This window comes from Nitrospirota bacterium, from assembly GCA_030645475.1.
Taxonomy (GTDB): Bacteria; Nitrospirota; Nitrospiria; order Nitrospirales; family Nitrospiraceae; genus Palsa-1315.
The window spans coordinates 513322-526197 of the sequence record JAUSMA010000069.1 but is presented as its reverse complement, the minus strand read 5'-3'; the positions used below and the strand labels follow the sequence as shown (position 1 = coordinate 526197).

Annotated in this window: 15 protein-coding genes; 3 read left to right on the top strand and 12 right to left on the bottom strand. The window is 57.6% G+C overall.

Going from position 1 to position 12876, the window contains the following annotated elements:
• Positions 1-6: 6 nt before the first annotated feature.
• From panB to folD, 3 genes are all read right to left on the bottom strand, one after another.
• Entirely contained in the window at positions 7-795 is a 789-nt protein-coding gene (gene panB / locus Q7U76_17650; protein MDO8358204.1) for a 3-methyl-2-oxobutanoate hydroxymethyltransferase, read from the bottom strand.
• Positions 795-1685, bottom strand: coding sequence for a methylenetetrahydrofolate reductase (locus tag Q7U76_17645; protein ID MDO8358203.1), 891 nt, complete (start codon positions 1683-1685; stop codon positions 795-797). The genes panB and Q7U76_17645 overlap by 1 nt, the downstream gene beginning before the upstream one ends.
• 264 nt (positions 1686-1949) lie before the next feature.
• Positions 1950-2810 carry a bifunctional methylenetetrahydrofolate dehydrogenase/methenyltetrahydrofolate cyclohydrolase FolD gene (gene folD / locus Q7U76_17640; GenBank protein ID MDO8358202.1) on the bottom strand — a complete coding sequence of 287 codons (861 nt, stop codon included), beginning with the start codon at positions 2808-2810 and terminating at the stop codon, positions 1950-1952.
• 255 nt (positions 2811-3065) lie between these two features.
• Here folD and Q7U76_17635 point away from each other — a divergent pair, with 255 nt between their 5' ends.
• From Q7U76_17635 to Q7U76_17625, 3 genes are read left to right on the top strand one after another with little or no spacing between them, the layout of a single operon-like run.
• Positions 3066-4079, top strand: coding sequence for a hypothetical protein (locus tag Q7U76_17635; protein ID MDO8358201.1), 1014 nt, complete (start codon positions 3066-3068; stop codon positions 4077-4079).
• Positions 4076-4774, top strand: coding sequence for a hypothetical protein (locus Q7U76_17630; protein MDO8358200.1), 699 nt, complete (start codon positions 4076-4078; stop codon positions 4772-4774). Before Q7U76_17635 ends, Q7U76_17630 begins: the two co-directional genes overlap by 4 nt.
• A 37-nt stretch (positions 4775-4811) precedes the next feature.
• Positions 4812-5135, top strand: a complete 324-nt coding sequence (locus Q7U76_17625; GenBank protein MDO8358199.1) for a PilZ domain-containing protein — start codon at positions 4812-4814, stop codon at positions 5133-5135.
• A gap of 47 nt (positions 5136-5182) precedes the next feature.
• Here Q7U76_17625 and Q7U76_17620 read toward each other — a convergent pair whose 3' ends face one another.
• From Q7U76_17620 to plsX, 9 genes are all read right to left on the bottom strand, one after another.
• A complete protein-coding gene (locus Q7U76_17620; GenBank protein ID MDO8358198.1) occupies positions 5183-5803 on the bottom strand; it encodes a peptidylprolyl isomerase in 621 nt (206 codons plus the stop codon).
• Positions 5804-5823: 20 nt separating this feature from the next.
• Positions 5824-6432 (bottom strand): peptidylprolyl isomerase, encoded by a 609-nt coding sequence (locus tag Q7U76_17615; protein MDO8358197.1) that lies wholly within the window; start codon positions 6430-6432, stop codon positions 5824-5826.
• A 65-nt stretch (positions 6433-6497) separates the two neighbouring features.
• The gene (gene rnc / locus Q7U76_17610) at positions 6498-7205 is read right to left on the bottom strand and encodes a ribonuclease III (GenBank protein ID MDO8358196.1); all 708 of its coding nucleotides are present in this window, start codon (positions 7203-7205) and stop codon (positions 6498-6500) included.
• A 31-nt stretch (positions 7206-7236) separates the two neighbouring features.
• Positions 7237-8487: a beta-ketoacyl-ACP synthase II gene (fabF, locus tag Q7U76_17605; GenBank protein MDO8358195.1), complete on the bottom strand. Its 1251-nt coding sequence runs from the start codon at positions 8485-8487 to the stop codon at positions 7237-7239.
• Between the two features lie 15 nt (positions 8488-8502).
• Complete coding sequence (gene acpP, locus Q7U76_17600) at positions 8503-8736, bottom strand: acyl carrier protein (protein ID MDO8358194.1); 234 nt, start codon at positions 8734-8736, stop codon at positions 8503-8505.
• A 90-nt stretch (positions 8737-8826) separates the two neighbouring features.
• Positions 8827-9570: a 3-oxoacyl-[acyl-carrier-protein] reductase gene (fabG, locus tag Q7U76_17595; protein MDO8358193.1), complete on the bottom strand. Its 744-nt coding sequence runs from the start codon at positions 9568-9570 to the stop codon at positions 8827-8829.
• Between the two features lie 21 nt (positions 9571-9591).
• Positions 9592-10551, bottom strand: coding sequence for an ACP S-malonyltransferase (gene fabD / locus Q7U76_17590; GenBank protein MDO8358192.1), 960 nt, complete (start codon positions 10549-10551; stop codon positions 9592-9594).
• Between the two features lie 211 nt (positions 10552-10762).
• A complete protein-coding gene (locus Q7U76_17585) occupies positions 10763-11737 on the bottom strand; it encodes a beta-ketoacyl-ACP synthase III (protein ID MDO8358191.1) in 975 nt (324 codons plus the stop codon).
• Positions 11734-12759 (bottom strand): phosphate acyltransferase PlsX, encoded by a 1026-nt coding sequence (gene plsX, locus Q7U76_17580; protein MDO8358190.1) that lies wholly within the window; start codon positions 12757-12759, stop codon positions 11734-11736. The genes Q7U76_17585 and plsX overlap by 4 nt, the downstream gene beginning before the upstream one ends.
• Between the last annotated feature and the right edge of the window lie 117 nt (positions 12760-12876).

Genomic DNA, 12876 nt, shown 5'->3' with positions numbered 1-12876 from the left:
AGCCTGCTAGTGGTAACTTTCTGAATCGGTGGGAAACTTGCCTTGCTCGACTTCTTCTTTGTAACGCTTTAATGCTTGAAGTACATCGGCTTTGAGATGGGCATAGGGTTTGACGAACTTCGGCACGAAGTCGTCGAACAGTCCGAGGAGATCGTAGAGCACTAGAACTTGGCCGTCACAGTGCGGGCCGGCCCCGATCCCAATCGTCGGAATGGTCAATTGCTCTGTAAGCGTCTTGGCCAGCTCGGCGGGAATCGCTTCAAGCACGATCGCAAAAGCGCCGGCTGCTTCAAGCGCCTTGGCATCGCTCAATAAGAGACGCGCCTGGTCCGACTCTTTTCCCTGCACTTTGTACCCGCCATACCGATGAACCGATTGAGGCGTCATGCCGAGATGGCCCATGACCGGGATACCGATACTGGTAATCGCGGCCACTCGATCGACTACCGCGACGCCCCCCTCCAGCTTGACGGCCTGAGCCCCGGCCTGCAGAAACCGTCCCGCATTGCGAAGCGCGTCTTCCTGACTGGCTTGATAGGACATGAAGGGCATATCGCCGATGACCAGCGCCCGCTGGGCCGCCCCGGCGACGAGCTTCGTGTGGTAGAGCATCTCCTCCATCGTCACAGAGAGCGTATTGGCCTGCCCCTGCACGACCACGCCCAATGAATCCCCGACCAGGATCGCTTCAATGCCGGCCTGCTCGACAATGCGGGTGAACAGCGCGTCGTAGGCCGTCACGACGGTAAGTTTTTTCTTGTCGCGCTTCTGCCGCTGAAACTCGGGGATCGTCATCAACCCACTTCTGCTCTGGTGATGATGTCGGACAACCGATGTGTGGCCTTGATCGCCATAATATGCACCCCGTCGCAGTAGGGCCGTACCGCCTTGATCGTCCGCACCGCGATGTCCACGCCGACATCCTCCGCGCGCTCGGGACCGGCGGCCCTGAGTTCGTCGATCATATCCTGTGGGACCGACACACCGGGAATATTCGCGTTCATGAACTCCGCCATCTTGGCGTTCCGAAGCACGAGGATGCCCGCCAGCACCTTGGCCTTAAACGGGCGCACCGCCTTCATGAAGGACGCAAACTGCTCAGGATGGTAGATCGCCTGCGTCTGGAAGAACTGCGCGCCGGCCTTTACTTTCAGTTCGAACTTGGCGAGCATGGGACCCAGGGGGTCTGCTTCCGGCGTCACAGCGCCGCCGATCGAAAAGGCCGTGGAGCCATCCAGCTTATTGCCGGCCATATCCCGCCCATTGTTCAGCCCCTGCACCAGCTGCATGACCTGAACCGAATCGAGATCGTACACGGGCTTCGCGTCCTTGTGGTCTCCCACGGTCGGGTAGTCCCCGGTGAGACAGAGAATATTGCGGATACCGAGCATGGACGCGCCCATGAGGTCCGACTGCATGGCAATCCGATTCCGATCCCGGCAGGTCATCTGCATGACCGGATCGTGGCCAAGTTCGTAGAGGAGGCGGCACACGGAGAGAGACCCGGCCCGCACGACGGCGGCCGTGTTGTCCGTCACGTTCACCCCATGCACACGCCCGACCAGGGCCTTGGCGTTCTCTAGCACCGAGGAGATGTTCGTGCCTTTGGGGGGATTGTACTCAATCGTGACAGCGAACTGCCCCTGATCAAGGATTTCTCGTAGTCGTTTTGGCTCTCGACTCATGTGTGCCTTACTCCTCCGCTCCCATTCTCAGCTGTAAGGGAAGCAGAACGCTCCCCTGTGCGCATCCATTACATGTCTCTTGCTGTCCGTTCTGCGACATCACACTTTCGCTCCTGAGGGAGTCGCCGGACTGTCCTTCACTGCGCGCATCGGACGAGCACAGTTTCATCGTGCGCGTTCTGCGAGCAAGAAGGATGGTCCGGCGTCTCCCTTCCCATCCTTCTCAGGCCGCGCGTTGCGCGAGCACAGGAGCACCGAGCCGCCTCACAGCATTCCGGCCATACGTTTGGCCGACTCCACCGTATTCTCCAGCAACATCGCGATCGTCATCGGCCCTACGCCACCTGGCACAGGACTAATCCAGCCGGCCTTCTGACTGACCGACTCAAAGTCGACATCGCCGCAGAGCTTCCCATCTGTCCACCGATTGGTGCCCACGTCGATCACGACCGCTCCTTCTCGCACCATGTCGGCCGTCACAAACTTGGCCTTCCCGATCGCGACGAGCAACAACTCCGCCTCACGACAGACCGCGGCCAGATCCTTGGTCTTGGAATGACAAATCGTCACGGTGGCATTGCGCTGCAAGAGCATGAGGGCCAACGGCTTTCCGACAATATTGCTGCGGCCCAACACCACCGCACGTTTCCCCTCAATGCCCACACCGATAGACTCAATCATCTTGATGACACCCTTGGGGGTGCAGGCCTCAAACACCGGACTTCCTTCGACCAGCCTGCCGAAATTATAGGGATGGAACCCGTCGGCATCCTTATTCGGCGACACGGCCTCGAGGACCACCCGGCTCTCGATATGTTTCGGCAAAGGGAGCTGCACCAGAATGCCGTGGATCTTCGGGTCGGCGTTTTTCTTTTCGATCAACGCCAGCAACTCGGCCTGCGTCGTGCTCGCAGGCAACTTGTGGTCGTCAATATAGATGCCTGCCTCTTCACAGGCCTTCTGTTTGCTCTTCACATACTGATGTGACGCGGGATCGTCACCCACCAAAATCGTGGCCAACCCTGGCCTCATCCCGATCTTCGCGAGGACCGCCGCCGATTCCGTTGCCAACCGCGCCCGTACTTGCAATGCCAATGCTTTGCCGTCGATCAATCGTGCTGCCACGGATGCCTCCTCGTTGAGAAACCGTCAAGAAAAACAAGGCACCATAGCAGGGCATTTTTGACCAAGTCAACGACGTGCTTCGCTTGTCGCGAGGCCCTGGGCATAAGGGTAAAAATGTGAAACCTCTTGAGCCTCTCACCTCTAACCCCTCGCCTTTCGCCTTCGTTTCTTGACAGGCCCTGAGTCTGGCAGCTACGATGTGCTGGTTACCCTCGGCCAATCGACATCTACCCAGTGAAGAGAACCTCCTCCCTCATGTCCCTTCTCACACGCGCCATCTACCATCCGATCTCCTGGTCTATCTGGATTCTCTCCGTCGTAGTCGTCAGCCCCCTGAGCGCCCAGATCACCGTCACGGAGCTGCAATCTCCCTATAGCTTCGTCAACGACCCCCTCGAGAAGGGCTATTTCATTTCCAGCGTGAACGGGGAGCCTGAGGCCGCCGACAACAACGGATTCATCACCAAACTCGATCCCAACGGCAAACTCCTCAATCTGAAATTTATTCAAGGCGGAAAGGGAGAGGTCACCCTCCATGCCCCCAAAGGCATGGCCCTGGTGGAACATGTGCTCTACGTGGCCGATCTCGATACCCTTCGGGGCTTTGACACGACCACCGGGAAGCCCGTCCTGGCACTCACCATCCGATTACCTGCCGCCGCCTCGTCCACGCTACCACAAGCCTCCTTGAGCGACGTAACCTTCGACGGCAAGGGCCACCTTTATTGCTCCGACCAGAAGGCCAATAGAATCTATCGCGTCGACCTCGCCTCCCAGACGATCTCCGTACTGGTCACAGACTCAGCCCTGGCCGGCCCCTCAGGCTTAGCCGTCCATCCCAAGTCCGGCCAAATCATTGCCGTGAGCTGGGATAAGGGGAAAATTTCCGAGGTCTCTCCCGATGGCGTCGTGACAGAGCTCTTCTCCAACGGATTCTTTTCCAGCCGTTTCCAGAATCTCCGCGGAGTGGATTTCGACCGGTGGGGCAACATGTATGTCTCTGATTTCACCACGGGGAAAGTCTGGCGCATGAGCTGGGACAAGCGGTTTCAAGTCATCGCCGAATTCTTGCCCTCACCGGGAGATCTGAGTATCGACCGCGCCAATAACCTCATCCTCGTTCCGTACCAATATGCAGACGCCGCCGAAATGAACGGGCTTGAAACCCCCAGCGATGGGAAACCTAAACAGGAAAAACGGACGTTGGCGGACTATGGGTTTATCCCTCCGCCACCGAAGCCGGCATCGGAAGGATCCGCAAGAAAATGAGTCAATGCGCCTATTGCTCGCAACGAAAAGGGAAACGCCCCTGTCCTGCCCTCGGCGGCCAAATCTGCAGCCAATGTTGCGGTGAACACCGAATCGTGCGGGTCGCATGCCCCGCCGACTGCGCCTATCTCGAAACCGGGAGCGACTATCAGCAAAAACGGCTTGCCGTCCAATTCATGCCGGTCCGGCGAGACTTCTATCGCGAGCTAGGGGAACTCGGCGGCGAGAAGGCCGTGGCCCTCTTCAATCTCGTCGAAGTGGTAATCTTTGGGTATTTCCAGGGACGCCGCGACGGGCAAGACGCGGAGATCGTGGCGGCGTTACAGGGCTTGAGACGAACGCTCAGCCCCCTCCATGTGCCTGCCGCACCGTCACCCGTCTTCGCGGAACATCTGAAGAAGGAGTACGACGCGTTCAAGAAGCAGAACCCTCAGCAGATCGCCGACATGTCAGACGCACCGGAAATACTCGACCGTGCGATCGCCTTCGTCTCACAGTTTTCCGGGACGGACTTCCAATCGCAACGGTTCCTCGGCGGACTCATCGGCTATGTGCGAGCCTACCATCCGGACATTGCGCAACACCTGACCAAGCAGCGTGAACCAGGCCACATCATCTTGCCAGGACAACAGTTCATGCCGCCCCCGGCGCCTGAGCAACATACCCACGACCCAGGGTGCCAACACCACCACTGATAATCGGCACGATCGCGAAGACGGCAGGCCACGCACCATGAGTCAAGAGAAAGAACAAAAGATCAGGAAAGCACGCAGGGTAGAGCTGCGTTGCACGATCGGATTTTCTTCGGGGGAGCTCGAAGGGGACGCCACGGTCACGAACATCTCGACAGCCGGCTGTCGAGCCGAATCCGACATCAATATGGCCGAAGGGCTCGACGTGCACGTCCTGCTTCACCTTCCAGACCAATCACCACCGGTGAAGGTCGAGCGGGCCTCGGTACGTTGGGTCTCAGGCAACGCGTTCGGCCTCAATTTCATCCTCTTCTTCCCGTCCGAGCGAGCCCGCCTCCGCGCACTCCTCGAGAACATCCAATAGCCGCCTCTGCGGCCCACAGACACAAGCCTGTCTGATCCAGCATATCGCTATTCGACAATCGCCACCGTCATCTCGATCCGCTCGTTCGGCAGATCGTGATCGTTTTTTGGCAAACTCACGATCCTATCGGCGATACCAAGGCCCTTAGTGACCTCGCCGAATGCCGTGTACTTCCCGTCGAGGAAGTGAGAGGGTTCGACCACAATGAAAAATTGCGACCCCGCGGTATCGGGCTCCGTCGCTCGTGCCATCGACACAATACCGCGCTTGTGAGGGGTATCACTAAACTCCGCCTTGAGGAGGATGGGATTCCCCTTCTCATCCTTCGGCCCACCAGCCCCGTACGTCTCCTTACGCAACGAGTTCTTGGTATTGGGATCACCGCCCTGAATCATGAACCCGGGAATGACCCGGTGAAAAATTGTCCCATCGTAAAAGCCAGACTTGGCCAGCTTGATGAAATTTGCAACATGGTTCGGAGCCACATCGGGATAGAATTTGAAGTGAATCTCGCCGAACTTGGTCTTGATGATGGCCCTCGGGCCAGGGGCAGGAGGAGGCACAACCGGTTTCACCTCCGCCTTTCCTCCACAGCCGGTGAGCAGGCCGATCGCCAATACCAGCCCGCAGAGCAAAATGCTCCTCATGGTGCCCCCATCGCGTATCATGGTTTCTCTCCCCCTTATCGCTACTCGACCACCGTAACCGTTATTTCCACACGCTCATTCGGAAGGTCACGGTTGTTCCTCGGTGTGCTGACAATCTTATCCGCCACCTCCATCCCCCTCACCACTTCGCCAAACACCGTGTACTGCCCATCGAGAAAATTCGAATCCTTCACGACAATATAGAACTGTGACCCGGCGCTATTGGGATCGCTCGTACGAGCCATGGAGAGAATCCCTCGCCGGTGAGGAATCTCATTAAATTCCGCTTTCAGCCGATGACTCGGCCCCCCCTGGCCATAGGTCTCCGGCTTGTTCAGATCTTTGGTGTTGGGATCACCGCCCTGGATCATGAACCCGGGAATCACCCGATGAAAGATGGTCCCGTTGTAGAATCCAGATTTCGCCAACGAAATAAAGTTTTTGACATGTTCAGGGGCCTTGTCTGGGAAAAACGTGACCTCGATTTCGCCAAACCTCGTGGCAATAATCGCTCGTGGACCTTTTGCCCCTTCCGCTTTCACTGCCGGAACCTTATCGGCCGCGGAGACTGTGCCCATTGCCCAAAACAGACTTACGCCCAACACCAGCATCATCGCCATACGTCCTACCATCACTCGTCGCTGCATCATCTGCCTCCCTGAAATGAGAACTGGTCTCGTGGTGAATCCCCGTTACCCTAACCCTACTGACAGAATTAGCGCCCTACCTGTTCGAGGGCCTGCTTCGCCGCCTGTTGCTCTGCTTCTTTTTTGCTTCGTCCTGACCCCATGCCCACGACCTCGCCTTGGATGGACAATTCTACCTCGAATAACTTCTGATGATCGGGACCTGATTCTCGAACGGTCGCATAGCGGGGCAAGGTGTCATACCGCTTTTGGCACCATTCCTGAAACTGCGTCTTGTAGTCGCCGGCTCCAGGCTGTTCCTGCTGCGCAGCAACATTCACAAGCTCCTCTGCGAAAATATGGCGCGTCACCGTGCGGCTTGCGTCGAACCCTCCGTCAAGATGAACAGCGGCCAGCACCGCCTCCAGCGCATCGGCCAACAGCGAGTCTTTCTCCCGGCCTTTCGAACGGTCTTCCCCGCGGCCCAGCTTCAGATGCTCACCCAGGCTCAACCGTCGAGCCACAGCCGCAAGCGAAGCTTCACTCACCAATTGTGCTTTCAACTTCGAGAGGGCTCCCTCTGAAGACTGCGGTAATGCGGACGCGAGATACTCACTCATTACCAGCGACAGCACGGCGTCGCCGAGAAATTCGAGCCGCTCGTTATGCTGAGGCGAAACCGATTTCTGTTCGTTGACGAGAGAAGAATGTGTCAAGGCTTCCTCGAGCAAGGCAAAGGCCTTGAATCGATAACCTAAGGAGGATTGGAGCGAGTCGATGGAAGAAGCCGACGTCATAGTGGCGAGTAGATCCCCTCGCACAGACCTGTTAGGCGTCCGGCTTTTTAAAGAGCAGACAGGCGTTGACCCCGCCGAATCCAAACGAATTCGACAGCGCGACTGTCACGGCAGCCGGTCTGGCCTTGTGAGGAATGTAGTCCAGATCGCATGCAGGATCCGGATGATCCAGGTTGATCGTCGGAGGCAGGATCCCGTGGTGAAGCGCCAACACGCTGAATACCGCTTCAATGCCACCGGCGGCCCCGAGTAAATGGCCGGTCATCGACTTGGTCGAACTCACCGGAATCTGATAGGCCCGTTCACCGAATACCTGCTTGATGGCCTTGGTCTCAATGGCATCCGCCATCGTCGACGTCCCATGTGCGTTGATATACCCGACCTGGTCCTTGCCGATACCGGCATCCTTGAGCGCCAGCTCCATACAGCGAACCGCGCCTTCTCCCTCTTCGGACGGAGCGGTAATATGGTAGGCGTCGCTGTTCATGGCATAACCGATGACTTCGGCATAGATCCGAACCCCACGCCGGCGCGCATGCTCCAGTTCCTCCAAGACCACGACTCCGGCGCCTTCGCCGAGCACGAACCCGTCGCGATCTTTGTCGAATGGTCGGCTCGCTTTCGTCGGGTCATCGTTGCGAAAGGACAAGGCTTTCGACGCCGCAAACCCCGCGACTCCCAACGGAGTAATGGCGGCTTCCGCCCCGCCGGCGATCATGACATCGGCATCACCGGCTTGAATCAGTCGAAATGCGTCGCCGATACAATGATTGCCCGTCGCACAGGCCGTCACGGCACAAGAGTTCGGCCCCTTGGCGCCCAGTCTGATCGCCACCTGTCCCGATGCCAGGTTGATGATGGTCATCGGAATGAAAAATGGCGAGACCCGCCCGGGACCTTTTTCCTGCAAAATCTTGTGGTAATGCTCGATCGATCCTAGCCCCCCGATGCCCGATCCGATATAGACTCCGACTCGCGTGGCCTCTTCCGGCGCCACGGTGAACGATGCATCATCCACCGCCAGCTGGGCAGCGCCCACGGCATAATGGATGAACGCATCCATCTTTTTGATTTCTTTCTTCTCGATGAACTGAGCGGGATCGAAATCCTTTACTTCTCCGGCAATCTGGGCATCGTACGCTGCGGGATCGAATTTGGTGATCCGGCCTATGCCGGATTCACCAGCACAAATCGCCTTCCAGGTTTTGTCGACACCGGTCCCCAGAGGCGTGATAAGCCCCAAGCCGGTCACGACAATCCGCCTGCTTGAACGAACAGTCATAACGTCCTGCGTCCCTTAGGCCTTGTCCTTGATGTAGTCCAAGGCTTTCCCAACCGTCAGAATCTTTTCTGCGTCTTCGTCGGGGATCTCGATCCCGAATTCTTCTTCAAGAGCCATCACCAGCTCAACGGTATCGAGCGAGTCGGCACCAAGGTCTTCCACGAAGCTGGCCTCAAGCGTCACCTCATCCTCCTCGACTCCAAGCTGCTCGCCGATAATTTTCTTGACCCGTTCTTCTACAGTACCCATTGATTTCCCTGCCTCCTTCCCCATCGTAGATCCTCCTTCTTGCTGCGAATCTGTCGCCGCAGCATCTTACAATACTCTGACCACACATCGTCAGGGCATCAACATTCCCCCGTTCACATGCAACACATGCCCCGTGATATACGCGGCCTCGTCCGATACGAGAAAACGCACCGCCGCCGCAATATCGGCCGGCGTACCCAATCGTCCCAACGGGATTTGCTTTTGGAGGGTATCTTTCACCTCGGTCGATAATCCCTGCGTCATGGCGGTGTCGATAAATCCCGGCGCGACGGCGTTGACCGTCACGGCTCGGCTCGCATATTCCCGCGCGACCGTCTTCGTCAACCCGATCACCGCCGCCTTCGATGCCGCGTAATTGGCCTGGCCCACATTCCCCATCACGCCGACGATCGACGCAATGTTGACGATACGACCATACCGCTGCTTGGTCATCGGGAGCAAGACCGCCTTGATACAATTGAACGTCCCGGTCAAATTGACTTGCAGCACCAGGTTCCAGTCTTCTTCCTTCATCCGCAACAACAAGCCGTCACGCGTGATCCCGGCATTGTTGACCAGAATGTCGACCTTCCCCCATTCCTTGATCACCTGGTCGACCATGGCTTTGGTGTCGGTGCCGTCCGCCACGTTGACTTTGACGTTCAGCGCCTTGCGCCCCAACTGCTCCACCGCCGCCACCGTATCTTTCGACCGGCTCGGGTCGAGGTCGGCCACCACAATATCGGCCCCGGCTTGCGCCAATGCTTCTGCGATCGCCCGGCCGATTCCTTGCGCCGCCCCTGTGACAATCGCAACTTTACCTTGAAGTGACATCCGCTCGCTCCTCACATTCCTTTATGCACTGAACGCCGTGCGGGTCGCCTCGAACGACTTAGGATCATTGACGTTCAAGGTCACTGCGTCAGGCACAATTCGTTTAATCAAGCCACTTAACACCGTTCCAGGCCCAACCTCGACGAACGTCGTCACGCCCATCGCGGCCATCGCCTTCACCGAATCTTCCCAGAGCACTGACGACGGAAGTTGTCGTACCAATGAAGCCTGAATATCAGCGGCTTTGGTGATCGGCCTGGCTTCCGCGTTATTGATCAACGGCACCTTGAGATCGGACCATCTGATTGCCGCAAGCTCTCCAGCGAGCCGATCAGCCGCTGCCTGCATCAGAGGCGTATGCACCGGCACACTGACAGGAAGGGGTATCGCCTTCTTACAGCCCTTGGCCTTTGCCAATTCAATCGCCCGCTCCACCGCGGCCTTTTCTCCGGCAATGACCACCTGACCAGGCGAATTGAAATTCGCCGCAGCCACAACGCCGGCAGCGGAAGCTTCCCGACAGACCTCTTTCACTACGTCTGCGGCGAGACCGAGCAATGCAGCGACGAGCCCTGTCCCTGACGGCACGGCTTCGGCCATATACCGACCTCGCTTCTGCACGATCCCCACCGCCTCACGATAGGTCATTCCCCCGGCGGCGACAAGAGCCGAGTATTCACCCAAGCTATGTCCGGCCACTGCGATCGGCGCGAGATCCAATGACTTACACACATGAAATGCAGCCATGCTGCTCACGAATAAAGCCGGCTGAGTATATTCCGTGAGATTCAATCGTTCGGATGGTCCCTCAAAACATAATGCGGCAATATCGTATCCCAGCACCGATGAGGCCTCATCATAGAGGTCTCTAACGTCCGGATAGGCCTCGGCCAACGCCTTCCCCATCCCGACAGACTGGGACCCCTGCCCCGGGAACACCAACCCGATACTGGATGCACGTATTGATTGGAGAATCGTCATGCTACTGGCGTGATGGCACAGAGTTACCGGTTACGTTCATCATGATCATCATCGACGCTGGAGCAAGCGCACTGCACCCTCTCCGTGAGCTAGATATCGTCGAATTTCCCTTGAATGTCAACGGGAAAAGTTCTTCGAATCCGTCAGTGCATCGCCGTCGGCAATCGGCGATTCCTCTGAGCTGAACGCTGCTGGCTGATCGCCTCTTCTGCTACCATCGAATGAGTGCCGATGCCCAGGTGAGCCCGGCCCCGAAAGCCCCTAACATCACAAGACTTCCCTCTTTGATTCGCCCCTGGCGCACCGCTTCATCCATGGCGATGGGAATCGAAGCGGCTGAGGTATTTCCATACCGATCGAGGTTCAGCATCACTTTTTCAGGCGGAAGCCCGAGACGACTGGCCACGGCCTTCAGAATTCGTATATTGGCCTGATGCGGGACATAGAGGTCGAGATCTTCCACTTGGAGATTATTCGCGGCCAAAGTCTCACGCGCGACTTCTTCCAAGGTTCGAACCGCCACCTTAAACGTCTCGTTCCCCTTCATCTTGATGTACTGCATCCGTTCCGCCACGACCGCTTCAGAAGGCGGCAGACGTGACCCGCCACCCGGCACGGCAATCAAATCGCAGAGACTGCCATCGGAACGAAGATGCGTGGAGAGGATCCCACGGTCGCTCTCACTGGCGCTGATGACAGCCGCTCCAGCCCCATCGCCGAATAGGATACAGGTATTGCGATCGGTCCAGTCGGTAATAGCCGACATCACTTCCGACCCGATGATCAACACATGGCGCATGCCGGACTTCACATAGGCATCCGCCACCGATAACGCATAGACAAAGCCGCAACAAGCGGCCGACAGATCGCAGGCCGCCGCACGCGTGGCCCCCAGCCGATGTTGAATCAGACAGGCGGTCGCAGGAAGGGGATAGTCACCGGTGCAGGTAGCCAATAGGATCATATCGAGATCGGCCGCACACACTCCCGCGGCGGCCAACGCCCGTTCCGCCGCTTTCACCGCCAGATCAGAGCAGGCCTCACCGGGACCGGCCACATGTCGCTCGCGAATGCCCGTCCGTTCGACAATCCAGTCGTCTGAGGTGGCCACCATCCGTTCGAGATCGACATTGGTCAGCACCTTGGCTGGCACATACGATCCGGTCCCTGCAATGCGGGCCCTCATACCGGCGTATCCTCGGTGGGTTTGGGCTGCATGAGGCTCTCTTCAATATCGCGTTGAATCAGCGCATCGACACGACTCTCGGCCAATCCCTTTGCCCGACGGATGGCGTTCTTAATCGCCTTGGCTGACGAACGGCCATGGCAAATCATCGTAATGCCGTTGACACCCAGAAGCGGCGCCCCGCCGAATTCGGCATAGTCGATTTTCTTCTTCAAATTCAACAGCGGTTTGGCAATGAACGGATAGGCTAAGCGGCCGAAGAAGGATCCGGATATTTCCTTGAGCAGCAACTTCTTAATCGTATCGGCCACGCCTTCTGAAATCTTCAACGCGACATTCCCGATAAACCCGTCACAGACCACGACGTCAGCGCTCCCGCTATATACATCGCGGCCCTCGACATTACCGATGAAGTTGAGCGGACTGGCCTTGAGGAGCTTGAACGCTTCCTTCGTCACTTCATTCCCCTTGCTGTCCTCTTCCCCGATGCTCAACAGCCCGACACGTGGATTAGGCTTCCCGAACAGATGCTTGCCGTATTCATTCCCCATGATGGCGAATTGCGCCAAATGCTGGGCACTACAGTCCACATTGGCCCCGACATCTAACATAATAGCCATGCCAGTCAGCGTGGGCAGACAAGTTGCGATCGCCGGACGCTCGACACCCTTCGTCAGCCCGAGTACAAAAAACGAGGCTACCATGCTGGCGCCGGTATTCCCGGGACTGACCACAGCACTGGCCTCGCCACTCTTGACCAACTCGGTCGCGATCCAGATGGAGGAATTCCGCTTCTTACGGGCTACGGTTGCCGGTGATTCATGCATCTCGACCACTTGCGACGCATGACGAATAGACAGGCGGGAATCTGTACAGCCCAGACGGCGACATTCAGCCGTGAGAACGGCCTCATCGCCGACGAGCAGGATCTCGACATCACATTCCTGGGCGGCCTGGAGAGCCCCCTCAATAACCGGGGCCGGTCCATGGTCGCCGCCCATGGCATCAAGCGCAATCTTCATAGAAGCCAAGTACTCATAGAACGATGACGTGTCAGGTGGTCACGGGAGACAAACAGCCGTCACCACGCTACATGCGGCAGGAGTTTAGAGCAGTGAACTGGTTGACGCAACAGGCAA